27 protein-coding genes and 2 pseudogenes are annotated in these 22,206 nt (G+C 68.3%); 9 read left to right on the top strand and 20 right to left on the bottom strand.

Going from position 1 to position 22,206, the window contains the following annotated elements; translation table 11 throughout:
* Position 1 precedes the first annotated feature (1 nt).
* Positions 2-1,489 (bottom strand): conjugal transfer protein TrbL, encoded by a 1,488-nt coding sequence (locus tag MR1_RS05355; protein ID WP_067243778.1) that lies wholly within the window; start codon positions 1,487-1,489, stop codon positions 2-4.
* 40 nt (positions 1,490-1,529) lie between these two features.
* Positions 1,530-1,799 carry a DUF6112 family protein gene (locus MR1_RS05360; RefSeq protein WP_022883069.1) on the bottom strand — a complete coding sequence of 90 codons (270 nt, stop codon included), beginning with the start codon at positions 1,797-1,799 and terminating at the stop codon, positions 1,530-1,532.
* 108 nt (positions 1,800-1,907) lie between these two features.
* On the opposite strand from MR1_RS05360, the gene MR1_RS05365 reads away from it, so the two are divergent.
* A complete protein-coding gene (locus tag MR1_RS05365; protein ID WP_022883068.1) occupies positions 1,908-2,201 on the top strand; it encodes a hypothetical protein in 294 nt (97 codons plus the stop codon).
* On the opposite strand, the gene MR1_RS19280 is transcribed toward MR1_RS05365, so the two are convergent.
* Positions 2,198-3,102, bottom strand: a protein-coding gene (locus tag MR1_RS19280; RefSeq protein WP_255218101.1) for an IS5 family transposase whose coding sequence is annotated in 2 segments (ribosomal slippage) — positions 2,198-2,700 and positions 2,700-3,102 — 906 coding nt in all. Because the reading frame shifts where the segments join, the coding sequence is not laid out codon by codon here. The genes MR1_RS05365 and MR1_RS19280 overlap by 4 nt on opposite strands.
* A 504-nt stretch (positions 3,103-3,606) precedes the next feature.
* Between MR1_RS19280 and MR1_RS19685 the strand changes: the two are divergent.
* From MR1_RS19685 to MR1_RS05390, 3 genes and pseudogenes are all read left to right on the top strand, one after another.
* Positions 3,607-4,471, top strand: a pseudogene (locus tag MR1_RS19685) (IS5 family transposase).
* A 71-nt stretch (positions 4,472-4,542) separates the two neighbouring features.
* Complete coding sequence (locus MR1_RS20500; protein WP_245556858.1) at positions 4,543-4,758, top strand: helix-turn-helix domain-containing protein; 216 nt, start codon at positions 4,543-4,545, stop codon at positions 4,756-4,758.
* Between the two features lie 46 nt (positions 4,759-4,804).
* A pseudogene (locus tag MR1_RS05390) lies at positions 4,805-5,437 on the top strand (MmyB family transcriptional regulator).
* Here the strand turns inward: MR1_RS05390 and MR1_RS05395 are convergent.
* Positions 5,415-5,789, bottom strand: a complete 375-nt coding sequence (locus MR1_RS05395) for a VOC family protein (RefSeq protein ID WP_067243721.1) — start codon at positions 5,787-5,789, stop codon at positions 5,415-5,417. The pseudogene MR1_RS05390 and the gene MR1_RS05395 sit on opposite strands and share 23 nt — an antisense overlap.
* 66 nt (positions 5,790-5,855) lie before the next feature.
* Between MR1_RS05395 and MR1_RS05400 the strand changes: the two genes are divergently transcribed.
* Positions 5,856-6,305: a MarR family winged helix-turn-helix transcriptional regulator gene (locus MR1_RS05400; RefSeq protein ID WP_027479446.1), complete on the top strand. Its 450-nt coding sequence runs from the start codon at positions 5,856-5,858 to the stop codon at positions 6,303-6,305.
* Between the two features lie 22 nt (positions 6,306-6,327).
* Here MR1_RS05400 and MR1_RS19285 read toward each other — a convergent pair whose 3' ends face one another.
* From MR1_RS19285 to MR1_RS05455, 11 genes are all read right to left on the bottom strand, one after another.
* Positions 6,328-7,041 (bottom strand): amidase family protein, encoded by a 714-nt coding sequence (locus MR1_RS19285; RefSeq protein ID WP_084344386.1) that lies wholly within the window; start codon positions 7,039-7,041, stop codon positions 6,328-6,330.
* Between the two features lie 94 nt (positions 7,042-7,135).
* Complete coding sequence (locus tag MR1_RS05410; protein ID WP_022883064.1) at positions 7,136-7,402, bottom strand: DUF6112 family protein; 267 nt, start codon at positions 7,400-7,402, stop codon at positions 7,136-7,138.
* Positions 7,402-8,580: a M23 family metallopeptidase gene (locus MR1_RS05415; protein ID WP_067243731.1), complete on the bottom strand. Its 1,179-nt coding sequence runs from the start codon at positions 8,578-8,580 to the stop codon at positions 7,402-7,404. Before MR1_RS05415 ends, MR1_RS05410 begins: the two co-directional genes overlap by 1 nt.
* Positions 8,581-8,592: 12 nt before the next feature.
* A complete protein-coding gene (locus MR1_RS05420; RefSeq protein ID WP_067243786.1) occupies positions 8,593-9,291 on the bottom strand; it encodes a hypothetical protein in 699 nt (232 codons plus the stop codon).
* Positions 9,292-9,364: 73 nt separating this feature from the next.
* The gene (locus tag MR1_RS05425; protein ID WP_067243733.1) at positions 9,365-10,444 is read right to left on the bottom strand and encodes a ParB N-terminal domain-containing protein; all 1,080 of its coding nucleotides are present in this window, start codon (positions 10,442-10,444) and stop codon (positions 9,365-9,367) included.
* Entirely contained in the window at positions 10,441-11,304 is an 864-nt protein-coding gene (locus tag MR1_RS05430; RefSeq protein WP_067243736.1) for a serine/threonine-protein kinase, read from the bottom strand. Before MR1_RS05430 ends, MR1_RS05425 begins: the two co-directional genes overlap by 4 nt.
* An 80-nt stretch (positions 11,305-11,384) precedes the next feature.
* Entirely contained in the window at positions 11,385-11,834 is a 450-nt protein-coding gene (locus MR1_RS05435; protein WP_067243738.1) for a hypothetical protein, read from the bottom strand.
* The gene (locus tag MR1_RS05440; RefSeq protein ID WP_174522513.1) at positions 11,831-12,511 is read right to left on the bottom strand and encodes a DUF2637 domain-containing protein; all 681 of its coding nucleotides are present in this window, start codon (positions 12,509-12,511) and stop codon (positions 11,831-11,833) included. Before MR1_RS05440 ends, MR1_RS05435 begins: the two co-directional genes overlap by 4 nt.
* Positions 12,508-13,404: a bifunctional DNA primase/polymerase gene (locus MR1_RS05445; RefSeq protein ID WP_067243740.1), complete on the bottom strand. Its 897-nt coding sequence runs from the start codon at positions 13,402-13,404 to the stop codon at positions 12,508-12,510. The genes MR1_RS05440 and MR1_RS05445 overlap by 4 nt, the downstream gene beginning before the upstream one ends.
* Positions 13,404-14,483, bottom strand: coding sequence for an ArdC-like ssDNA-binding domain-containing protein (locus MR1_RS05450; RefSeq protein ID WP_067243742.1), 1,080 nt, complete (start codon positions 14,481-14,483; stop codon positions 13,404-13,406). The genes MR1_RS05445 and MR1_RS05450 overlap by 1 nt, the downstream gene beginning before the upstream one ends.
* 256 nt (positions 14,484-14,739) lie before the next feature.
* Positions 14,740-15,834: a helix-turn-helix domain-containing protein gene (locus MR1_RS05455; RefSeq protein ID WP_084344387.1), complete on the bottom strand. Its 1,095-nt coding sequence runs from the start codon at positions 15,832-15,834 to the stop codon at positions 14,740-14,742.
* Positions 15,835-16,139: 305 nt separating this feature from the next.
* On the opposite strand from MR1_RS05455, the gene MR1_RS19290 reads away from it, so the two are divergent.
* Positions 16,140-16,748 carry a TetR/AcrR family transcriptional regulator gene (locus MR1_RS19290; RefSeq protein ID WP_084344388.1) on the top strand — a complete coding sequence of 203 codons (609 nt, stop codon included), beginning with the start codon at positions 16,140-16,142 and terminating at the stop codon, positions 16,746-16,748.
* A complete protein-coding gene (locus MR1_RS05460) occupies positions 16,669-17,886 on the top strand; it encodes an SGNH/GDSL hydrolase family protein (protein ID WP_255218100.1) in 1,218 nt (405 codons plus the stop codon). Before MR1_RS19290 ends, MR1_RS05460 begins: the two co-directional genes overlap by 80 nt.
* Before the next feature lie 170 nt (positions 17,887-18,056).
* Here the strand turns inward: MR1_RS05460 and MR1_RS05465 are convergent, their stop codons facing one another.
* Genes MR1_RS05465 through MR1_RS05480 form a run of 4 tightly spaced genes read right to left on the bottom strand, consistent with a single transcriptional unit; the run spans position 18,057 to position 19,853 of the window.
* Positions 18,057-18,326, bottom strand: coding sequence for a hypothetical protein (locus MR1_RS05465; RefSeq protein WP_231492954.1), 270 nt, complete (start codon positions 18,324-18,326; stop codon positions 18,057-18,059).
* 11 nt (positions 18,327-18,337) lie between these two features.
* Entirely contained in the window at positions 18,338-18,823 is a 486-nt protein-coding gene (locus MR1_RS05470; RefSeq protein ID WP_067243745.1) for a hypothetical protein, read from the bottom strand.
* Positions 18,820-19,104, bottom strand: a complete 285-nt coding sequence (locus tag MR1_RS05475) for a hypothetical protein (protein ID WP_217996182.1) — start codon at positions 19,102-19,104, stop codon at positions 18,820-18,822. The genes MR1_RS05470 and MR1_RS05475 overlap by 4 nt, the downstream gene beginning before the upstream one ends.
* Before the next feature lie 56 nt (positions 19,105-19,160).
* Positions 19,161-19,853, bottom strand: coding sequence for a DJ-1/PfpI family protein (locus tag MR1_RS05480; protein WP_067243793.1), 693 nt, complete (start codon positions 19,851-19,853; stop codon positions 19,161-19,163).
* A gap of 162 nt (positions 19,854-20,015) precedes the next feature.
* On the opposite strand from MR1_RS05480, the gene MR1_RS05485 reads away from it, so the two are divergent.
* On the top strand, positions 20,016-20,987 hold the full coding sequence (locus tag MR1_RS05485) for a GlxA family transcriptional regulator (protein ID WP_067243748.1): 972 nt from the start codon (positions 20,016-20,018) through the stop codon (positions 20,985-20,987).
* 34 nt (positions 20,988-21,021) lie between these two features.
* Here the strand turns inward: MR1_RS05485 and MR1_RS05490 are convergent, their stop codons facing one another.
* A complete protein-coding gene (locus MR1_RS05490; RefSeq protein WP_006902578.1) occupies positions 21,022-21,318 on the bottom strand; it encodes a helix-turn-helix transcriptional regulator in 297 nt (98 codons plus the stop codon).
* A 68-nt stretch (positions 21,319-21,386) separates the two neighbouring features.
* Between MR1_RS05490 and map the strand changes: the two genes are divergently transcribed.
* Entirely contained in the window at positions 21,387-22,163 is a 777-nt protein-coding gene (map, locus tag MR1_RS05495) for a type I methionyl aminopeptidase (protein ID WP_067243750.1), read from the top strand.
* Positions 22,164-22,206: the final 43 nt, after the last annotated feature.

Consider the following 22,206-nt stretch of genomic DNA (forward strand, 5'->3'; position numbering starts at 1 on the left):
GTCACTCCTTCCCGGTCGGTTTGGACGATGGCGGAAGAGGCGGGTCCGACCGGCGTCGCGGCGCAGGCGAAGACTCCACCGAGCCCCCGGGCAAGCCAGACGGCGGGGCCGCTGGTGCGACCGGGGGTGGCGCCGACGGTGCGGGACGCTGTGACGGGGTGCCCTGCGAGAGCGGGACAGGCGGCGTGGATGCCTGCTCCGCGGCGGCACCTGCATGGGTGTCTGCGGCCCCGCCAACCGCGGCTCCAGCCTTCGGCCCGGCGGTCGCCGCACCCTTCACCACAGCGCCGCCGACGACCACCGCCGCCCCCACAGGCCCGGCGGCAGCACCTGCACCCGCTGCACCTGCGGTCCCGGCTCCGGCTCCCGCACTCGCCCCGGTTCCGGCCCCCGCTCCGGTCGAGGATGCGGCAGCCCCGGTCCCTGCGGCCCCGGCTCCTGCGCTGGCGGGTGCCGCAGACGAGGTGGGGGGCGGTGCTGAGCCGCCTCCGCTCGGGGGCGTGCTACCGGGATCGGAGCCGCCGTCGAGCACCGTCTTGGCAGAGTCAGCCTTCGGCGCGGACGGCACCGGCACGGGCCGGTTCAGCGCCGACTTCGCCTCCTGCTCCGAACTCATCGCGTGGTACATGTCGAACCCGACAAACGACAGGAACTTGTACGTGATGTACGGGGCGAACGCGGCGATGAACATCAACACCACCCCCGCGATCGGATCGCTGATCGAGGCGAGGTCGGCCTCGATCGGGGCAGACACCTGCCCGATCGCGACGAGGAAGATCACGACGAGGACGAGCTTGGAGAAGATCAGGGCGATGACGAACGTCGCCCATTTGGCGAACCAGCCCTTGGTCGCATCCCACGTCGCCCCCGCGAGGGCGACCGGCCCGAACACGATCGCGACCAGCAGCAGGGCCTTGCGGATCAGGAGGGAGAACCACACGATCGCCGCCGCCGAGATGGCAAGCCCGGCGAGGAAGATCGTGATGATCGCGCCGACTCCGGGAGCGGTGATGTTGATGGTGGCCAGCCCGGCGGCGAGGAGCCCGATCTGGGTCCCCATGTCTTCCATCGTGTTGCCCGTGGCCTGCACGATTCCAACAGCGAGCTGATCGGTGACCTCCAGCAGCAGGGCCGTGAGCGTGATGACCAGAAACGACCCGAGCACGCTCTTGGCGAGACCGAGGGCGGCACGGGACAGGGCGGTGGGGTCGCGGTGGATGAGCCCGGTGATCAACTGCAGGCAGAAGAACACCAGCATGATGAACACGGCGGCACCGAACAGGACGTTGTAGACGCCCACGTACTCGGCGCTGGTGACGTCCACGAGAGTCGTGGTGTCGAACACGGCCCAGACGGCCTCGAACAGCCACGCGGCAGCTCCCGCCATCGCCTGGCCGAGCCAGTCGAACGGCGCCGCGATCAGGGAGGCGGTGCCCTCGCCGACGGCATCGCACACGTTGGAGATGACCGGGACATCGCAGACGCTCACCGCAGCCACCCCCGAGGTCGGGAGTCATGTCGGGTGGTCATCACACGGCCTGCCCGACGCCCCAGAAGAAGTTGATCAGCGTCACCGCGGCACCGCAGATGATCGCCGCCCCGCACGAGACGAGGACGCCGACCTTCCCGCGTGAGGCGAGGTGCGGGTTGGAAGAGTTGGCGCCGAAGCCCCACACGATCGCGGAGATGATCAAGGCGAGGACGGACAAGATCAAGCCGACGGTCATGACGGCGCCGACGATGATGCGCAGCTGCTCGATGCCCGGAAGGCCCGAGCTGTTGGGGTCGATGTCGATCACGGAGTGCTCCTGACTGGTGACGAGAAGGGGTTCTCGACGGTCAGGTGCACCCCGCGACCCCCGCAGGCTTCGGCCTCAAGCCCGCGCGCTGCTCGTAGGCTGAACGGTGTGACCGGTGAGCTGGTGTTTCAGAAGGCGCTGATGCAGGCGGACCGTGGTGACGCCTCCGGCGCAGAGGCGACCCTGAGGAGCCTGCTCAGCACGACTCCGGCCGGCGCGCTGCGGGTACGGGCGATGATCGTTCTGGGAGACCTTCTGCATACGCACGACGTGCACGAAGCGCGCCGCGTCCTTACCGACGCACTCGCGACCATCGAGCAGCTAGGAGACGCTGACGATCTCCTGGATGCCGAGGCCGCACGTGCCAGAGAACTTCTCGCCTCCCAAGGGCGACGCCGCTAGGTCGTGTCTCCCAATAGTCGGACCCAGGTGAGGATGGCGCAGAGGGTGACGCCGGCGCGGTACGTGATGGCGAGTTTGTCGAAGCGGGTCGCGATGCCGCGCCACTGCTTCGCGATTGCGAAGAATCGCTCGATCACGTTGCGACCGCGGTAGGCGGTGGCGTCGAACCCGGGCGGGCGACCGCCGCGACTCCCACGCCGTTTTCGTGCGATGATCTGGTCGCGCTTGTCGGGAATGACGGCCTTGACCTTGCGGCGGCGCAGCTCGCTGCGGATGACTCCGGTCGCGTAGGCACGGTCGGCGATCACGGCGTCGGGTCGGGTTCGTGGGCGACCCGGGCCAAGCCGGGGAACCTGGATCTCGCCGAGCACGTGGATGAGCATCGCTCCGTCGTTGCGCTGCCCGCCGGTCACGATCATCGCGAGCGGGCGGCCGTGCCCATCGACGGCCTGGTGGATCTTCGTGGTCAGACCGCCGCGGGAGCGGCCGATACCGTGACCGGGCGGTTCAATCTCGTGCCAGGGCAGATTCTTTGTGATTCGATCCTGCCCCCTGTGTCCTGCTCGGGGCGGGTGGTGTTCGTCGCATGCTGATGCGCACGCGCGATCGTCGCATCGATCGACACCGCCCAGTCGATCTTCCCGGCCGCGTCGGCCTCGGCGAGGATCTGCGCCAGCACCCGATCCCACGTCCCGTCACCGGCGTAACGGCGATGCCGCTTCCACACCGTCTGCCACGGTCCGAACTGCTCGCGGGGCAAGTCACGCCACGGGATCCCGGTGCGGAACCGGTACGCGATGCCCTCCACAACCCGCCGGTCGTCACCGAACGGGTGACCACGCCGCCCGGCATTGGACGGCAACAGCGGAGCGATCCGCTTCCACTGCGCATCCGTGAACACCCGATATCGAGAACCCGTCGCCCTCACCCCACCAGACTGCCGCGAACCTCACGATGCATATGGGAGACACGCCCTAGCCGCCCGCCTGTGGATCGACACACCGTCGTCGAAGCGACCGCGATGGTCCGAGCAGGGCGTGTGTGCGCAGGCGCCGGAGGAGACGCAAGTCCTCGCGCAGCAGTCCGGAGACCTGGATTGGGCCATCTCGATCGGCTCCACGATCGTGCGCGTGCATCAGCACGGTGCGACGCTGCCGCGCATCGCCGGGGTGTCTGTCGAACTGCAAGAAGTTCGTGACGAGCCGCCTGATCACGCGATCGGCCGCTCCCGTGGCGGGCTGACGACGAAGAATCACCTGGTCTGCGATCAGACAAGACCGCCCGCAACTGCCACGCCGGCCTCTGTCTCGCCGCGACACTACACTGGTTCATCAGCAGCGTTAGCAACACGGCCTAGGCCGTGTTGCTAAATGTGGGTGTGGAGCCTTCGGGTGATTCTTGAGTCGTGTCGCGAGATGTCATCACGGACGAGGTCTGGGAGCTGATCCGGGACGTGTTCCCGCCGGCGAGGACACGGGGCCGTCCTCCGGTGGATCGGCGCACAGTGGTCGAGGCGACCGCGTGGCGGTTCCGCACGGGATCGGCGTGGCGAGACCTCCCCGATCGGTTCGGGAGCTGGAACACGATCTACAAGAACTTCCGCCGGTGGGCGAGCGACGGCGTCTGGGAGGACCTGCTCACCCACGTGCAGAAGCGGGCGTCGCTCGCTGGCGAGATCGACTGGGTCGTGTCGGTGGATTCCTCGATCGCGCGTGTCCATCAGCATGGCGCGACCTTGCCCCGGGGCACAGGGGGATCCGTCGAACTACAAGAAGTCCGGGCCAGAGCCTTCTGACCACGCGATCGGCCGGTCACGGGGTGGTTTGACGACGAAGATCCATCTCGTCTGCGACGGGAAGGCCTGGGCGCTGGCGTTCGTCCTCACTGGCGGGCAGGTCGCAGACACGAGCATGTTCACCTGCGTGCTGGACGAGATCCACATCCCCGGCCGAGGGCCCGCGCGCACGAGACCGGACCGGGTGCTCGCGGACAAGGGCTACCCGTCGAAGAAGAACCGGGCCTGGCTGCGCGAGCGCGGCGTCAAGGCCACGATCCCCGAACGCGACGACCAGATCGCGCACCGTCGCAAGCGGCCGGGCCGTCCGATCGACTTCGGCGATGACCAACGGGAGCGCTACAAGGGCCGCAACGTCGTCGAGCGGTGCTTCAGCTTCGTGAAGCAGTGGCGCGGACTCGCTTCCCGCTACGACAAGACCGCCCGGTCATACGCGGCAGGGATCTGCCTCTCCGCCGCTCTGCAATGGATTTAGCAACACGGCCTAGGACAGATTGGGCACCCTTCGCGTCGTCATGCCGCCGTGACACCTGGGAAACTGGAGACATGCCCGAGCACCCGGAACCCCGACTGGCGGACTTCCTTCGCGCAGCACGGGGTCGTCTGACACCCGAGCGTGCTGGGATCTCCGATGCTGCCGGGCGTCGCCGGGTGGAGGGGCTGCGGCGGGAGGAGCTCGCGATGCTGGCCGGCGTGAGCGTCGACTATTACACCCGCCTGGAACAGGGGCGCAGCAAGAGCGCATCACCAGAGGGTCCTTGACGCGATCGCCGGAGCGCTTCAGCTCGACGACGCCGAGCGCATGCATATGCACGCCATCGCCAGGCAGCGGCCAGCCCGTCCGCGCTCGGACAAACCGCAGCGGCTGCATCCGGAGACACGGGCGCTCCTGGACGTGTTCGAGGCCTCGTTGCGACCGGCCTTCGTCCTCGGCCGACGCCTGGACGTTCTGGCGCACAACCGCCTCGCCGGCCTGCTCATCGCGGACTTCGAGGGCATGCCCGTGTCCGAGCGCAACCAGGCCAGGTTCGTCTTCCTTGACCCGCATGCACGAGACCTGTACGCCGACGGGGGACAGGTCGCGGCCGATACCGCCGCGATGCTGCGCATGGACGCCGGGGACCACCCCGATGATCCGGCGCTCGGCCGCCTGGTCGGCGAGCTGGCGATCCACAGCCCCGACTTCTGACGCCTCTGGGCGCGCAACCGCGTCCACCGACGCAGCGCCGGCACCAAGAGTTACCGCCATCCGCTCGTCGGCGAGCTCACCATCACCTATCAGGCGCTCACGCCCGGCGACGACCCCGAACAGACGGTGTTCGTCTACCGCGCTGAGACGGTAAGCCCGTCGGAGCACGCGCTGCGGCTTCTCGCGTCGGCGCCGACCGCGAGCGCGCCGGCCGGCGCCGACCGGCGGATCAGCCCTTCGAGTGCACCGTGACGATGTAGCCGTCGGGGTCTCGGAAGGAGAACTGCGTGCCGAACGGTCCTTCGAGTGGCTCCTGCACGATCACCACGCCCTGGGTGCTCAGGCGCTCGTGGAGGCCAGCCGCGTCCTCGTTGCGAAACCAGACGCCGATGCCGGCGCCCGGTTGAGGGATGGCGTCGAGGTCGACACCAGGCAATGGGACGCGCACTGCGAAGGTCGCGTCCCCTGCCGAGAACACCGCGGCGTCCGGGTTCGGCGCAGGCAGCCGCACCATGCCCACGGTGTGCTCGTAGAACGCTGCGGAGGCCTCGAGATCGCGCACCTGAAACGAGACGAAGTCCGGGCCGCTGGTCGTGCTGTTCATGAGTTTCTCCAATCATCGGGGTGTCAACATGCTGACACTGACTGGATTGTGTGTCAAACTGTTGACATGAAGTCGGGAGGATACGTGTCTCCGGATCAGCTGGGCGTGCTGATCAAGGAGACCCAGGCTGTCTTGAACCAGCGGATGGATGAGGTGCTGCGTCCACTCGGGCTCAGCGTCTCTCAGTACGCCTGCCTGCGGAACCTGCACGAAGAGCCCGGCATCACCGGATCAGAGCTGGCTCGGCGCACCTTCGTGTCGCGCCAGTCGATGAACGTGCTCGTTCAAGGGTTGGAGAGGCACGGCCTCGTTGAGCGGGCCCCCGAGCCCGGCCCGCGTCGTGAACGCGGAGCCATGCTCACTCACGCGGCAACCGAAATCCTGGCACGCGCCGACAACGCGGTGTCGGACGTCGTCGGCGCCATGACCGAGCACCTCGGGCAGGAGCAGCGCAACGAGCTCCACGCACTGCTCAGCGCATGTCGGGATGCACTTGCCAGAGAGTCATCGCGGTGACCTTCTCGGCGTCGATGGCGGGCTACTTGCCGGCTCTGTCTGCCGGCCTGTCCTGTGTTGTTTGGAGTCGCCCATTCCCGGGCCCACAAGCATCCGGCGGATGCAGTCGCGTCAGATCGGGGCGAGCGTTCTCCAACTGTTCCCCCAGCGTGAGTATGAGCTCGTCGTCACCGATGGCGGCGCCGAGGTGGATTCCCACAGGCAGACCACGCTGATCGAGGCCCCACGGGACGGAGAGAGCGGCACCCCCGGTGACGTTGAAGATGCCAGCGAACGGAGAGACCGAGAAGAGCTCTGCGAAGTGCACCGCTGCGGGGCGGTCCGTGCTCATCGTCCCGATGAGCGGCGGAGGCTGAGCTGTCGTGGGGGACAGGACGACGTCGACGCCCGAGAAGTGATCGGCGAAGGCGTAGCTGAGAGCGTGCAGTTCCGTCAGGACACGCAGGAGTTCGACGGCTGTCATGCTCCGCCCCGCCCGCACGACCTCTGCAGTCACCGGTTCGAGCACGTCCGGATCGAGGTCTTCTCCATCGCTCAGGAGCCTGGCCAGATGTGCCCCGGCGATCGCGCCGAAGACGGAGCCGACCCTCCTGACCTCTTCGGTGGGCCGCACACGCACGACACGATGCCCTATTGCAGACAGCACCTCAGCGGCATCCGACGTGGCCTGCACGTAATCGTCATCGACCGCCGTGCCTCCCGGAGCTTCCAGGAGCAGCCCGATCGTGAGAGGCACGCTGAACGCGCGCGGTCCGGGTGACGGATTCCACTCTCCGGGGGAGAAACCGGGTCTGTCCGATGAACGGTGTTTCTGGGCCGGCGGTCATTACCTAGAGCTGGGTGCCGACGTCCAGCAGGAAGTTGAGCCACGCGACCCCGGCGCCGGCGAGGGCCGCGGCACCGACCGAGACGAGCAGGCCGGCGCGGGCCTTGGTCGCTGCCTGGTAGTTGCCGTTGGAGGAGGCGATCGCCCAGGTGATGGCGCAGACGATGAGCATGAGCACGGCGGTGACGAGAACGAACATGAGCAGCGCGCCGACGATCTCGCGGAGGCTGGCTGTGCCGCCGACGCTGCCGAAGTCGGGGAACACGTCCATCACGCACCCCCTCCTGCCGTGCAGAGAGCGGGTGTGGTGTCGCCGCCGGTGATGCCTTCGGCGCCGTGGTCGGTGAGCCAGGCGTCGGAGTCCACCGCGCCGGCGTTTGCGCCGCCGGGGTGGATTTGCAGGTGGAGGTGAGGGCCGGTGGAGTGGCCGGAGGAGCCGACGTCTCCGATGTGCTGGCCCGCGGTCACGGTGTCGCCTTCTGCGACGTGGATGCCGTGAGACCACATGTGGATGTACATGGATGCGACCCGCTGCCCGCCGACGGTGTGCTCGATGACGATGACTCCGCCGCCTGCGTCGGTGTAATTCGCTCGCACCACGACGCCATCTGCGACGGCGTAGATCGGAGTGCCGTCCGCGGCGGCGAAGTCGGAGCCTGCGTGGAAGCGGCGTTCGCCGGTGATCGGGTCGTTTCGCCACCCGAACGGGCTCGTCCGAACCCAGGTGCCTTCCGGGAGCGGAAACACGATGCGCGTCGTCTCGGGCACGACGGGCGTCTCGTCCCCGCCACCGTCGCCGGAAGGAGCGGGCCGAGTGAGGGCAGCGAGGATCGCCTCGGCGACCGGCTGGTAGTTCTGATACCGGTCGGGGTAGGCGCTGACCTCGACGGCTTGGGCGGCCTCGCCGGGATCCATCTGCTGCCAGCCGGAGATGTCGAGCAGGCCCCGCGGCGACGGGTAGTTCGGGCCGGACTCCCCGCCGTAGAACGCTCGCGCCTGGTAGGTGGGGTCCATGAGCTCTGCGACGGTGCCCCATCCGCTGACCGGGCGCATCTGGAACAGCCCGAGCGAGTCGTGATCCGAACCGTCGCCGTCGTTGGGGTACTCCGCCGACTCGGGATAGGCGCTGGTGTTGGCGAGCATTCGCAGGGTCGACTCGGTCAGCGCAGCCATGAGCGCGACCCGCACCCCATCGCGGCCGACGCCGGCTGTCTGCCCTCCGACGGTGATGATCGTCGCGGCGTGGGTGAGCTGTTGCCGGTTCAGCGTGACCGTCTCCCCGTTACGGGTTGTCGCGGTCAGTGAGTCCGGGATCGGGCCGACCGCGAGTGAGCCGGGCGCGCAGACGGCGGCGGTCGCAGAGGTGCCGCCGAGCGTGGCGACGCCCAGCAGGATCGTGGACGGCCCCAGAAGCAGCAAGGTGAGGGCGAGGAGCGCGAGCTTCTTCATCACGGACTCGGCTCAGCGGAGAGGGTTGTCGAGCTGTGAGAGCCGCAGCACCTCACACAACCCGGACCCGGTGCCGCGACCGGGCGTGGGCGGGGTGCAGACGAGGAACACGGTGAAGGAGACCGGGCGGGACGCTTCGACCGGATCGGTGCCCCAGATGCCGTCCCGGTGCCGTGTCCCCGAGATGGTGTACGCGACCGCCCCGTCGGGTATCTGGCTGGGGGCGGCCTGCTCGACGGCGGTCTCCCACGCCTCGGGGACGAACACGTCGTCGATGGTCAGCCACTGGCGAGTCGCGTAGGTGCGCAGCTGCGCCCACGTATCGTTCGTCGGCAGGTAGGCGCGGACATCACCGACGAAGGCGTCGGCCTCGCTGCCGTGCGCGGCATCCGCGAGCACCTGCGCATAGTCCGACGGCGTAAGCCCGGTCGTGGTGTCCCAAGTGAACAGTGCCTCTGCAACTGCTCGGGCGAACGCTTCCGGCCCAAGGTGCTGGTCCACAGGCTCCAGCTCTGCGCCCGAGGTCGGGGCCGGTGTCACGGGCGCGGTGGTGGAAGGCCGCTCGCTCCGCGCCGGGTCCGACGGGGCGGCGGGGCCACGGACGAGCCCGTAGATGCCGACTCCGACGAGCAAGAGCAGAGCGAGGCCGCCAGCGGTGGCGGCGATCAGCAGGCGACGACGGCGACGGTCATCAGACGTGGCGGGGTCCATGATCACGGGGTCCTTCCCGGACGGCAACAACGGATGCGTGGTTGCCAGGAAGGTGCGCGACCCGTCACCGGGTTCAGGCGATGTGCGCGGCCCGGTCCTGCCGTGCCGCGCGTGCGGCGTTGGCGAACGCGATGGTCCCGGCGATGGTCTCCTCGAACCGTGCCCACTGTTCAGCGGTGAGAGCTGGGCCGACGTCGGCGGGATCGTAGTGGGTCCACCATCCGGCCATGTCGTCCCAGATGGCCAGGAACGCGGTCAGCGGGAACGGCACCGGCTCCCCGGTGTTCACCGCCGTCAGCGCGGGCCGTGCCGGCTTCTTCTTCCCGGCGGCCTTAGCCGCCTTCACGCGGGCGAGCGCGGCCTGCGCGAGCTGCTCCAGCTCCGCCGCCCTCGCCTCCTGCTCCGCCGCCCGCACCGTGTCTGCTTCGACCCGTGCCTGTTCACGCACCTCGACAGGCTGGGCGGGGTCCGCGGCGAGCTGGTCGAGCTCCGCCAGCGACAGTTCGGCATTCACGCGCAGGTGCGAGGGATAGACGCTCCCGCCTGCCTTGATCCGCTCGACCTCCGCCGCCGCGCGCGCCCGTACCGGTTCCGGCTGCGACTCGTCCGCGGCCAGGTCCTGCAACCGGCCGATGCGCTCCAATGTCGTATAGGAGGCACGGCCAGTCACCATCCGCGCAGCCTGAGCGCGAGCCTTGCCCTGCTCGAACTGCGGTGGTGCCAAATTGGCACCACCGTCTTCTGCGTCGTCCGCGGTCGTCTGGAACCGTGTGGCCTCCTGGCGGCGGGCGGCGTCTTCGGCGAGCAGGGTCTTGAGTTCGCGGTAGAGGGCGGCGGCTTCGAGCTGGGTGAGCGGCTTGTGCAGGACGTTCTCGTCTTGTTCGGCGAGGAGTTCCCCGAGCCGGTCGGAGATCCCGGACCTGACCCAGACGTTGACGGTCTTGATACCGAGCAGTTTCAACGCCGCCAGGCGCCGCGCCCCGCAGATCAGGTGGCCGTCGAGGGTGATCGTGATGGGCTGGAGCAGCCCGTTGCGGCGGATCGACTCCACCAAGGGCGCGAGGTCGCCGTGGTCGTGCCGGTGCCGGCGGCCGACGATGATGGAGTCGACCGCGCGCTCCAGTTCGATGTGTCCCGCCGGCACCGTGCTCATGACTCCTCGCCCCCTGTCAGGAGTGGGGCGGCGAGCCCGGCCGCGATCACGAGGTCGTCGTCGGTGAGGAGGGCGCGCAGGGGCTGGCCGATCAGGAGCCGCACGAGCATCCCGCGCCCGGCGTTGGTGTGTGCGAGGGTCGGGTCGGGGGTGCCGAGCACGATCCGCAGCAGCGCCGTCCACGACGCACCCGGAAGGTCCAGGAGTGCTCGGGCCTGCCGGTCGCGGCGCAGCACCTCGAACGCCGACGCCCGCGACACCGACTCCGCGAGCCGCGTGGTGATGTATTCGACCGCGGCCCGGGCTGTCGAGGGTTCCCAGCCGACCCAGGTCAGGAATGCGATCGTCTCCTCGATCGCGGCGGTGACGTTCATCGCCCGTTCCCGCACCGGACGCTCGTCATCCTGATCATCGTCGGGGTCGGTGAACGGGTCGAAGCAGAACGCCGGGTGGTAGTCGGGAAGCGGATTCTCCCGGTCACTGAACCGCTCCGCATCGTGGAACACCGAGTACTTCGGGCGACGGGCCTGGTGCACGGAGCACAGCAGCCCGTTGCCGCGCTCCTCGGCGGTGCAGGTCACCTGCACCGCCCGCGTCACTACCGCCCACGGGTCCTCAGCCCGGCGCGTCGCCGCGCCCCGCATCGCCTCGAACGCGGCCGATGCAGCCTCCCACGGGTCGAGGCCGTGCTTGCGGGCGAGGGCGGCGTACTTGTTCGCGGCGTGCTCCATCAGCGCCGCCGCCTCCGGGTCACGCTGCCACGCCCCGCGCCCGGCCTCGTGGAGCCGGTTCAGCAGGGCGCGCAGCGCCTCGGAGTCCTCGAAACGTTCCCGCCGGTCGCGGGCTGTTGCAGTCTGCATCAGGGCACCTCCTGACAGGCAGGTGCGCACATGCTCCCCAGCAGGCATGCTCACGGATCGGCCGGCGGCGTGCATGGCGGCTACCCGAGCCCGATCCCGGAGCGCGACACCCACGAGAACCGCTCCCCGCCACCGCGGCCGAACGCGGTCACCGGAGGCAACTTCCGCGCACGCTCGCTCACGAACCGCGCACCCGACCGCGCCCCGGTCCTCGCCGCCCGGTACGCCTGGCCCGGCACCCTGCGGGCGCGACGCGCGAGCTCGGCCTGGAAGTCAATGCCCCGACCCGCCATCCGCGCCGAGCGCGACGCCATGAGGTCAGTCGGCCGCACCCACTCCGCCCCCGGCAGCTCCTTCTTCGCCGCGTCCTTCGCCGTCGAGTCCTTGGTCAGTGACGGGTCGCGGTGCCGGGCCAGCGCGGACGTCTCGCCCTCGTGCGGCGTCTCATCGACGTGGCCACCCTCGCGCTCGTCCCGCTCGCGCACGGCCGTCACGGTGGGCTCGATGTTCGTGTTCCGGTCGTCGTTCATGGCTTCTCCTCATCGCTGTCAGCGGTCGCAGTCAGTTCGGGCCGCGCGAACCAGCGGCCCACAGTGGAGGGGTGCACACCCAGATGCCGGGCGATCGCCTTGTTCGACCAGCCCTCCGCATCCCGCAACCGCACCGCCACCTCCCGCATCGGCGTCCGCTCCGGCGCCGGAGTGAGGATGACCGCCTGTGACTCGGGCAGACCGCCCGCCGGGGTCGTCTCCTCGTCAGCGAGGGGCGGCGGGACGGGCTCGGAAGCCGGGCGGGTGAGGATGACGGTGAGGTGCGTGATCGCCAGCAGCACCAGCGGCGGCACCGCCGCCACCGACGCCGCCAGCACGCCCGGCACATCGGCGTCAGCGGCGACGACGGCATGGATCGCATTCGCCGTCACCGACACCAGCGCGCCCGCAGCGAGCAGCACCCACGGATACCAAGCCGACCGTTGCCGGGCGAGCGCGACGACAGCGACGGTTGCGACGACGATGATCCCGTCCACGATCAGCGGCCACGCCCACGTCTGCCCCGCCTCGATCCCGGAACGCCGGGCAAGGTCCGCCAGAGCGGTGAAGGAGAGCCAGAACGCACCTGCGGCGATGAACACCGTCCCGGCGACCGCCGTCGCCACCGCGACCCGGCCACCCCGCGACCGCACAGGTGCCTGCGCCTGCGGGTTCATGAGAGCACCTGCCCTGCAAGACGCGGCACGCGCCGCAGGTCATCGTCCCGTACCGCGCTGGATGGTGCGGGTTGGACGTGGGTGGCGCGGTAGGCGGAGCGGATCGTCGTGACGACCTCCCGCGGCGGCAACCCGACCCGCTCACCCGCCGGGGCGAGCGCATCGACCATCTCCGGCAGCGACAGACCCGCCTCGGCCAGGCGGCAGGAGGCCCAGAACAGGCCACGGTTGCGTTCGCCCTCCGCGCGCATGCCCACCCAGTCGGCCAGCCGCTTCGCGTCCTCCGAACGAACAGGGCCCCGCGCCCGATGCACGACGGGCTCGGGACGCGGATCGAGGAAATCCCGCAGCGCCGCCGCATCCACCGGGCGCGGCTCCCGGTCACTACTCCCCGTGAGCGAGTACCCAGCCCGGCCGTGGTCGGTCGTGACGGCGGAGGGCGGGACGATGACGTACCCGCCGGTGCCGCGGAAGTCGACACGTGCCGCGGCCGCCTGCCATGACGGCTGCGGCCGGCCGGGGTCGGCCGGGTAGTAGAAGTGCGCGCCACCGGACGGCGTGCGCACCACCGCCACCCACCCCTCCACGAGCCCCGCCCGGCGGGCACGACCGAAGGCATCGAACCCGTTCCCGTCCGGCTTGCGGTCCACGTCCACGACATCGACCCCGGATGGGGCGCCGGTGGGGACGCCGATGTTCGCGGCCGGCCACCGGCGCCACCACGCCTCCACCTGCGCCAGATCAACGCTCGCCTCATGGAAGCCATGCCGGGTCAGCGGACGCTTCTCACTAGGCACGCACGGAAACACCGGCACACCCGCCGCCGCGAGCCGCGCGGAGGCTTGCGGAAGCGGGAGCCCGCTGAGGGAAGCGAGAACGCTGGCGACGCTCATCACAGCCCCCTCACCACGGCCTCCGCCGCACGCGAGGAAGGCGCTGGCTCGACCAGTGCCGGAACTGCCCGCTCCGCCCCGGCCCCTCGCGACGGCGCCGCGGACTCACGGGTCAGACCGGGCGGATCTCCGGTGCCGACCTGGACGGTGTCGAGGGCATCGAGGATCGCCCCGGCGGTCTTGCGGACGCGTTCACCGGTGGCCTGCACGACCTCGCCCGGCTCCTTGTCTTTCACCGTGCCCGCCCACCCGGAGACATACGGGATCGTGTAGGCGGTGGTATCCATGCTGTGCGCGGCACCGATCATCAACGCCACCGACTCGGCCTCGACCTCACCGATCCCGCGATGCCCCGTCGCATCCGGGTTGTCCGGACCGTGCAGCTTCACATGCGCCAGCTCGTGCGCCAGGGTCTTCACCTGCGCGGCCTCATCCATGTTCATCCGCACCGCCACCGTGCGGTTCGCGTAGTCCGTGACGCCGTTCGCGCCACGAATCTCCCGCTCATCCGCGACGCGCACCACCGTGAACCCTTCGGCCTCCACCAAGGAGGCAAGCCCAGCCCACAGCCCGTCGGGCGCCTCGCCTTCCAGGAGCGTCGGGGCAGGGCGCTCGGGCACGGGATCACCGCTGGTCTGCGACACATCCCACACGTAGGCGGGCCTCGCGCCGACCATCCGGGAACGCACCACCTCGCCGGGCTTCGGCTTCTCGAACCGCCCCAGCCGCCGCCACGACTCAGAATCAGCCGGATTGCTCGACGCGAACCGGGCCGTCACCGGCGCGAAGATCACATACCCCGCCTGACCCCGCTCCACCTGACGCCCCAGCGTCTGCCACTGCTTGTAACCGGCGACATACGACGGCTCCGGGGAAGCGACCCGGCCCTGCTCGTAGGCATCGAGATGCTGAGCGAAGATCAGCAGCGTGTTGCGGAACGACCGCGCCCGGAACCGGGCAGCGAACTCCAGCGCACGCTTCCAGTCCTCACCCGACACAAGCAGGTCGACGGCCGCGGTCAACCGCTCATGGAGTTCTTCGAGCTTCGCATCCCGCGCAGCCCGCTCCTCCTCGTTCATTGCCACCACAGACCTCCTCCCGGCAACGGGTCACCAGCCGGACAAGACGACCCGTCGTGAACATCAGGTGCGCCAGGGAACGCAGAAGGACCAGGCGGACGACGGCCAGGCAGCGCGACCGCCAGAATCCACACTGAAACCGACGTGTCTGTCCCGTCCTAACGCTGCTCGGCGGACACGCGGGAGACCCCGGGAGGGAGGAGGGTTCGCGTCACGCAGAACGCGGTCGTTCTGGCGAGTTTCTTGAGACGTGCGGTCAGCCGACTGCCGAGTTCAACGACGCGGCGCTGCTCTCGACGTGCATGGACAGGGCAGTCCGGTACTGCGACGGGGTAACGCCGAATCGTTGACGGAACCATCGCGAGGCTACCCGTGGATCACTCCAACCCACCGCTTGAGACGCGCAAGCGAGCGACATGTCGGTCTCTTCGATAAGCCGAGTGAACTCAGTGACGCGAACCTCCGTGAGAAATCGCATCGGCGGTGCGCCCGCGTACCGGGCGAACAAACGAGTCAGATGTGTGCGAGACAGTGCGACCTCCCGCGCCAGCGACGACACCGTCCACGGCTCGGCGAGCCTGGCGCGCAGCACGTGAACTGCTTTCCCGATATGCCCGACCAGCACTGGGTCGGTCAGGCGACCATCCACAGGGTGCCACGCATCCACGAGACCTTCTGATCGGGCGTCCGGGGCGAGGAAGACAGGCACGACCTCGGCAACCCACCGCGCGACGAACTCGATCGTGCGGGCGGTCACCAACTCCAACGGCTGACGATTCGTGTCGAGCAAGCTGAGCTGCCGCCAGATCGGCTCCAGTGCGTGTAAGCGCTCTTTCCCAACATGCAGCACGAGCGGCGCGCCATCCCAATCATCAGGATGAAGACCAGGAACGAGGCGCTGCTTGATCGGCAGAAAGCATTCCATCTGCCTTCGCCACAGTTCATCGTCGGCGTACACCGTCCAGGCCCGCACCTCAGGCTTCGGGACCAACTGACACCACCTGCCAGCCCCGACCGCGACCGCAGAACCCGTCGGCAAGATCACGTTCCGTTCCCTCGTCCGGATCTCGCAGACGCCATCGACGACATTGACGATCTTCGCGAACGGGAATACCGCACGCGCTGTCGGCAACCGCCGCACCATCTCAACGGCGGCTATCCGCATCGGCAAGCCGCTGTGCAGGGCTGCGCTTTCCAGCGGAGCGGCCTGCGTCGAACACACTTGCGCTGAGTACGGCGCCATGGCGCTTCGGACAGGATCGTGAGATTCCGCCGTGATCTTCTCCTCTCTGAGTTGAGCCGTGTCCACCTCTTGTGCTTCTCGGGCGCGGCGCAATCGCGGGTTCTTCATGCAGGAGGCGCAGGGGAACCTCGCGGGAGTGTCGCCTGCGCTCCGAAGCCGTTCTACGGGGCGGCGAGCACGAGAGAGGCCCGACACGAGATGTGACGCTACGTAACGTCGTAGTGAGCGACGCGTGAACGTCCACACGCCGACGCAAGATCACCCGACAGGAGCAGGTCAAACCTCCCGTGTTCTGGGTGCTGTAGGCGGTGATGCGGTTCATCGGATGATGGCGAGAGCCACAGTTCGTCACGTCGATGTCAACCAGAATCCTAAACATGTTAGGGTAAATCCTAATAAGGGAAGGTGATGAAGTGAATCGTGCGCGGCTCACGACGGAGCGTCTCGTAGAGGATGCGTGTCGTCTCGCGGATGAACAGGGGGTGGAACGGGTCACGATGTCTGCTCTTGCTCGGCGTGCCGGGGTGCAGGCAGCGAGCCTGTACACGCACGTTCGCAGTTTGCGGGATCTGCGGACTCGCATGGCGCTTCGGGCGCTTTCTGAGCTTTCCGATCGCTTGTCCGCGGCGCTGTCAGGTCGGTCGGGGCGTGACGCGTTGACGGCGTTGGCGGCTACGTACCGGTCGTACGCGGCAGATCATCCTGGGCGGTATGAGGCTGCGCGCCTGCGGTTGGATTCGCCCACTGCGCACTCGAGTGATGGCCCGCGGCATGTGCAGCTGACTGGGGCGGTGTTGAGGGGATACGAGGTTCCGGAGGAAGAGCAGGTGCATGCCGTCCGGTTCATCGGTGCAACCATCCACGGCTACATCGAACTGCAGCGTTCGGGTGGGTTCGCACACTCACAGCCCGACCCTGAGGTCAGCTGGCAACGCTGTATCGATGCGCTACATCAACTGCTCAGTCATTGGCCAACGCATCGAGATGAACGTGAAGGAGGATCTAGTGGAGATCACAGCTGAACTTGTTCGTGGTGCTGTCGAGATCGAGCGCACCGAAACTGGCGTTCGACCGCATCGCCTACCTGCGTGGGCTCGGCGTCAAGCAGATGCGCAGCTCGAGCTAGCCGAAGCGCAGCCCGCGGGAGTTCGAGTCGCTTTTCGATCTGCCGCAACACGCGTGACTCTTGTGGCTCGCGCTGAGCGGTTCGGTTACGTCGGCGTTCCGCTGCGTGCGCCGGGCGTGTTCGATGTACTCGTCGACGGGGAACTCGTCGCCTCGGCCTCGCTTTCGAGCGCGGTTCAGATCCTTCGTGACCTCACCACTGGCGAGATCACCCGCTCAGAGGCCGAGCCGGAAGAGCTGACCTTTGAGCTCGGCGTGTCCGGTGGCGTGGAACGTCTGGTCGAGATATGGCTGCCGTATTCGGAGTCAGTCGAACTGATCTCCATTGACGCAGACGAGCCGCTCGCTCCGGCGCACCGGCCAGCTCCAACATGGGTTCATTACGGGTCCTCGATCAGCCAGGGATCTAACGCAGCCAGCGCGGCCACCATCTGGACGGCGGTTGCCGCGCGTCTCGGAGGCGTAGAACTCACGAACCTGGGCTTCGGTGGCAGTGCCCTACTGGACCCGTTCGTCGCACGAACGATACGGGATCTGCCCGCCGACTTGATCTCCGTGAAAGTGGGGATCAACATCGTCAACGCGGATCTCATGCGCCGTCGCGCTTTCGCCCCGGCACTCCATGGCTTCCTCGACGTGATCCGGGACGGTCACCCCGACACGCCTTTGCTGCTGGTCACCCCGCTGTGGAGCCCGATCTTCGAACACACACCCGGGCCCGGAGCGTTCGACCCTGACGCGCTCTCCCGGGGAGAGACGAGATTCGTCGCTGCCGGCGACCCAGCGGAGGTCCGAAGTGGAAAGCTTGATCTCGCCACGATCCGCGCTGACATCGACCGGGTAGTTCACGACCGTTCCGCGTCCGACCCGAACCTTTTCCAACTCGACGGAATGGCCCTCTACGGGGCGAGCGATGCACAGTCACATCCACTCCCAGACGACCTCCACCCTGATGCGGCCACCCACCGGCTTCTCGGGGAGAGGTTCGCCGAGGAGGTTTTCGGCGTTGAGGGGGCGATCCCCACCACAAAGTGACAGTGACTGCGTTGATCTGATCGTTGCGTTGAGCGAGCCAGATCCCCAGCCTTCGTAGAGGATTCGGCGAGCTGACTGGTGCGTCGCGGCCGTCTGATGCCTCTCGTTCGGCGCGCGCCCGTCGTGACCATGCCGTCGACCGGCTGATCCCGCCCCCGGCGCAGGCCGAGCTACACGTCCTCGTCGAGGATGTGCCGATCGAGTTGCTGGGGGGAGGCGGAGCGGGCGGCGAGGAGTCCGCCGATGCCGGGGATGAGGGAGAGCACCCAGACGATGTGTCGGTCACCGCGGACGAGGATCGCGGTGATGACGGTGGCCATGTACGCCAGGCCGTGCAGCGGCCCGAGAATCTGCGAGATCGCGGGTGCATGCACGGTGAGCATGTTGGCGAGCATGAGGATGAGGGTGACCAGTTCGGCCGTCCCCGCGATCTGGAGCATGCGGCGGGGACTCATAGCCCGACGCCCGTGGTCGATCCCGGCCGGTAGATCATGAGGACGACGACGATGGCCCACACCACGTTGAAGATCCCGGTGACCATGCTTAGGCTCCCCGGGATCCGGTCGAGCGAGGGCTGGGCCGGATCGGCTGCGTCGGGGTCGAGAGCGCGGACGAGGTGTGACTGTCTGGGCAGGATGAAGGCGATGAGCAGGACCGCGGCGATCGCGGTGAGGATCATCGACGCGATCAGCCACGCGTCGCCGAGGACGCCGATGCTCGCCGCTGTGGCCAGCCCGAACACGGGCACCAGGACGGCGATCACGCTGTAGACGCGGGTGACGCGGTGCAGGATGCGTGCCACCGCGGCCTTTCGGGGATCGTCCGGGGATGCCAGCGCGAGCCGGGCGAACCGGGGGAACATGCTCGCGGCGATCGCGACGGGCCCGATGGTGAGGATTGCGGCGAGGACGTGGACAGACAGCAGGAAGGCGTTCATCGGGTGACCCGCTCTCCGGTGACGTGGGTTTGCGGCAACCGTCCGGCTCGGGATACCCCGGTGAGGCTGTCGCCGGTGATGGTGACGTCGTATTCGAGGTTGAGCCGGAGGGGCTTGGTGATCTGCTGTCTCCACGTGGCGTGCTGGCCATCCGGGGTGTCTTCGGTCACAAGGTCGGTCAGGGGGACTGCTTCGCCCGCGCCGTGCGCCGTCCCGGTGACCGAACCGTCATGTTCTTCGAAGTGGTAGTTGGCTTCGATGGTCCCGATGGGAGTTTTCATCCTCAGTCGCCAGTCACCGCAGATGGGGTTCATTCGCTTTGGTGTTCCTTTCGTTCTCAGGTCCGGATGCTCACGGCGTGGGGGGCTTTGGGCACCGTGGTAGGGGCCTTGCCGGCGGCGCGCCAGACGGTGCCGCGTCGCTCGTACTCGAAGAGTTCCTCGACAGCGTGGGCGATCCGGGGTCCGAAGTGCCGTTCTAAGAGGTAGAGGGCCAGGTCGAGCCCGGAGGTGACGCCGCCGGCGGTGACGAGGTCGCCGTCGTCGACGACGCGGGCGTTGACCGCTGTCGCGCCGGTCGCCTCCAGCAGTGGCATTCCGAGGGTGTGGGTGACGACGTTGCGGCCCTCGCAGAGTCCGCCCATCGCCAGCGCGAGCGAGCCGCCGCACACTGCCGTGACCAGGACGTCGGGGTCGCGCATCGCGTTGGCGATGAGCGGGATCGCCCCGGTCGCCGCGAACCGTGCCAAAAGGACCGGGATCGTCTCGGCGCCCTCGTCGGGGTCGCCGTCAACCGGCCCGGATGCACCGGGCACGAGCACGATCCCCGGCCGGTGGGGATCGAGCGCCGCCGTCGCGCGGAGCCTGAGGCCCTGCGAGCCGGAGACGACATCGCGCGCCCCTTCGGCGCTGACCAGAGTGATGTCGAGTGCGTTGTCGAGGAAGTACTCGCTGCCTGCGACGAACACCTCGAACGGCGCGATCACATCGAGCGGATCAAACCCGTCGAACAGCACGATCTGCACGGACATCGACACGGGAACTCCCTTGCGTTGGCGGAAACGGCGGCGACGCTATCGAGTCTCCGGCCTGTTCCGATCGGGCACAATCGGCCCGATGGTCAATGATCGCCGGAATCTGGCCACGCGTTCTGAACGTCAATCTCGCGCTTGAATATCTGTAGGATGCACGGTATGTACACCGTCGTCGCGCTCGCTCTTCCTGATGTGATCGCGTTCGATCTGGCCACCGCAGTGGAGACGTTTGGTCGTGTGACGCTCCCGGACGGGCGCCTGGCGTATCGGGTGATCGTCGCCGGGACGGCGCCCACGGTCGACGCGGGCCCCCTCCAGATCGCCACGAGCGTGGGTCTCGAAGCGCTGGAGCGAGCGGACACGATCATGGTTCCAGGGCGCAACGACGCGGCCGCGCCGCTCCCGGACGGCGTCGCGGACGCGCTCCGTGCGGCAGCGGCGGCGGGGACGCGCATCGCTTCGATCTGCGTGGGGGCGTTCGTGCTCGCAGACGCAGGGCTCCTCGATGGGCAGCGCGCGACGACCCACTGGCTCGCCACCGATCTGCTCGCACGACGGTTCCCGCGGGTGATCGTGGAGCCGGATGTGCTCTACACCGACAATGGGCAGGTGCTCACTTCGGCGGGTGCGGCCGCAGGGCTGGACCTGTGCCTGCACATGATCCGTCGGGACTTCGGTGCAGCGGTCGCCGCCCACGCGTCACGGTTGGCGGTCGCGCCGCTGCACCGCACAGGAGGGCAGGCGCAGTTCATCGTCCGGAATCCGCCCACCTACCGCACCGCCACGCTGGAGGACGTGCTCGTGTGGATCGAGGAGAACGCCCACCGTCCGCTCACGCTCGCCGACATCGCAACAGCAGCCCACACGAGCATCCGTACTCTGACCCGACGTTTTCACCAGGAGACCGGGCAGGCTCCCATGGAATGGGTCACCGGTGTGCGCATCCGGCACGCGCAGGAGCTGCTGGAGACCACCGACCACAGCATCGAGCGCATCGCCCGACAGATCGGCTTCAGCAGCCCCAGCGCCTTCCGCGACCAGTTCCGCCGCGCCACCCGAGTCTCTCCCAGCGAGTACCGCGCAACATTCTCCGGCCGTCCGCCATACGACAACGACGAGGCGACCCGGTGAACACCGCGGGTGAGCAGGTCCGCGCGCGGTGTCGTTAGCGCGAAGCCAACACCGCCGCTGACGTCAGCGCCTCCGGAGGTGATCCGTGGGGTGTGCTGATCTGGGCCCAGAGGTCGTCGAGGGACAGGCCGAGCACGATGGCGACCGCGGCAACGGTGGGAAACGCTGGTGTGGCGACCCTGCCGGTCTCGATCTTGCGCAACGTCTCGGGGGAGATCCCCGCCTCGATCGCGACGTCAAGGATCGAACGTGGACCGCGCGCGACACGGAGTAGTTCTCCGAGCCGCTGCCCGCGTTTGACGTCCTCGCGAGTGAGCGGCAATCTGACCATGCCACCAATACTAATCACGGTATAGTCGTACCGGTATAAGTATTGGAGATTTGGCGGGAAGGTGCCGGATGATCGAGATCCTCACTCCGAGCGAGCTGGACCGGGCGCGAGTCACCGGCCGCATCGTCGGCGACGTTCTCCAGCGCCTCAAGGCCCGCTGCCGGGTCGGGACGAACCTGCTCCAGGTTGACCAGTGGGCGCGGGAGATGATCGATGCTGCCGGTGCGACCTCATGCTACGTCGACTATGCGCCCTCGTTCGGGCGCGGTCCCTTTGGGCACTACATCTGCACCGCCGTCAACGACGCCGTGCTGCACGGCATGCCACGCGACTACCGCCTCGCGGATGGGGACCTGCTCACCCTCGACCTCGCGGTCATCAAGGACGGGGTCGCGGCGGACGCCGCGATCAGCTTCATCGTCGGCGACACCCACAACCCGCAGGACGTCGCGATGATCGACGCCACCGAACGGGCGCTGATGGCCGCGATTCATGTTGCCGCGCCGGGGTTGCGGCTGGGGGACCTCTCGCACGCGATCGAGCAGGTGCTGTCGGGCGCCGGCTACCTGATCAATACCGAGTTCGGTGGTCACGGCATCGGCTCGACGATGCACCAGGACCCGCACGTGTCCAACAAGGGACGACCCGGGCGAGGATACCGGCTGCGGCCCGGGCTGCTGCTGGCCCTGGAACCGTGGGTGATGGCCGACACCGACCGGCTCATCACTGACCCGGACGACGGGTGGACGCTGCGCAGCGCCACCGGATGCCGCACCGCCCACACCGAGCACACCATCGCGATCACCGACCATGGCGCCGAGATCCTCACCCTCCCACAGCAATAGATGCCCCGATAGCGTCACCGGCCCCCGCCGCTGAGGACCGTAT

The organism is Microbacterium resistens NBRC 103078, from assembly GCF_001552355.1.
GTDB classification, from domain to species: domain Bacteria; phylum Actinomycetota; class Actinomycetes; order Actinomycetales; family Microbacteriaceae; genus Microbacterium; species Microbacterium resistens.

Coding starts and splice junctions, on each gene's coding strand:
- MR1_RS20500 (WP_245556858.1), top strand. CDS start 4,543: ATGCCCGAGCACCCGGAACCCCGACTGGCGGACTTCCTTCGCGCAGCA.
- MR1_RS05395 (WP_067243721.1), bottom strand. CDS start 5,789: ATGAACAGCACGACCAGCGGCCCGGACTTCGTCTCGTTTCAGGTGCGC.
- MR1_RS05400 (WP_027479446.1), top strand. CDS start 5,856: ATGAAGTCGGGAGGATACGTGTCTCCGGATCAGCTGGGCGTGCTGATC.
- MR1_RS05410 (WP_022883064.1), bottom strand. CDS start 7,402: ATGGACGTGTTCCCCGACTTCGGCAGCGTCGGCGGCACAGCCAGCCTC.
- MR1_RS05415 (WP_067243731.1), bottom strand. CDS start 8,580: ATGAAGAAGCTCGCGCTCCTCGCCCTCACCTTGCTGCTTCTGGGGCCG.
- MR1_RS05420 (WP_067243786.1), bottom strand. CDS start 9,291: ATGGACCCCGCCACGTCTGATGACCGTCGCCGTCGTCGCCTGCTGATC.
- MR1_RS05425 (WP_067243733.1), bottom strand. CDS start 10,444: ATGAGCACGGTGCCGGCGGGACACATCGAACTGGAGCGCGCGGTCGAC.
- MR1_RS05430 (WP_067243736.1), bottom strand. CDS start 11,304: ATGCAGACTGCAACAGCCCGCGACCGGCGGGAACGTTTCGAGGACTCC.
- MR1_RS05435 (WP_067243738.1), bottom strand. CDS start 11,834: ATGAACGACGACCGGAACACGAACATCGAGCCCACCGTGACGGCCGTG.
- MR1_RS05440 (WP_174522513.1), bottom strand. CDS start 12,511: ATGAACCCGCAGGCGCAGGCACCTGTGCGGTCGCGGGGTGGCCGGGTC.
- MR1_RS05445 (WP_067243740.1), bottom strand. CDS start 13,404: ATGAGCGTCGCCAGCGTTCTCGCTTCCCTCAGCGGGCTCCCGCTTCCG.
- MR1_RS05450 (WP_067243742.1), bottom strand. CDS start 14,483: ATGAACGAGGAGGAGCGGGCTGCGCGGGATGCGAAGCTCGAAGAACTC.
- MR1_RS05455 (WP_084344387.1), bottom strand. CDS start 15,834: ATGAAGAACCCGCGATTGCGCCGCGCCCGAGAAGCACAAGAGGTGGAC.
- MR1_RS05460 (WP_255218100.1), top strand. CDS start 16,669: ATGCGCTACATCAACTGCTCAGTCATTGGCCAACGCATCGAGATGAAC.
- MR1_RS05465 (WP_231492954.1), bottom strand. CDS start 18,326: ATGCTCCAGATCGCGGGGACGGCCGAACTGGTCACCCTCATCCTCATG.
- MR1_RS05470 (WP_067243745.1), bottom strand. CDS start 18,823: ATGAACGCCTTCCTGCTGTCTGTCCACGTCCTCGCCGCAATCCTCACC.
- MR1_RS05475 (WP_217996182.1), bottom strand. CDS start 19,104: ATGAAAACTCCCATCGGGACCATCGAAGCCAACTACCACTTCGAAGAA.
- MR1_RS05480 (WP_067243793.1), bottom strand. CDS start 19,853: ATGTCCGTGCAGATCGTGCTGTTCGACGGGTTTGATCCGCTCGATGTG.
- MR1_RS05485 (WP_067243748.1), top strand. CDS start 20,016: ATGTACACCGTCGTCGCGCTCGCTCTTCCTGATGTGATCGCGTTCGAT.
- MR1_RS05490 (WP_006902578.1), bottom strand. CDS start 21,318: ATGGTCAGATTGCCGCTCACTCGCGAGGACGTCAAACGCGGGCAGCGG.
- map (WP_067243750.1), top strand. CDS start 21,387: ATGATCGAGATCCTCACTCCGAGCGAGCTGGACCGGGCGCGAGTCACC.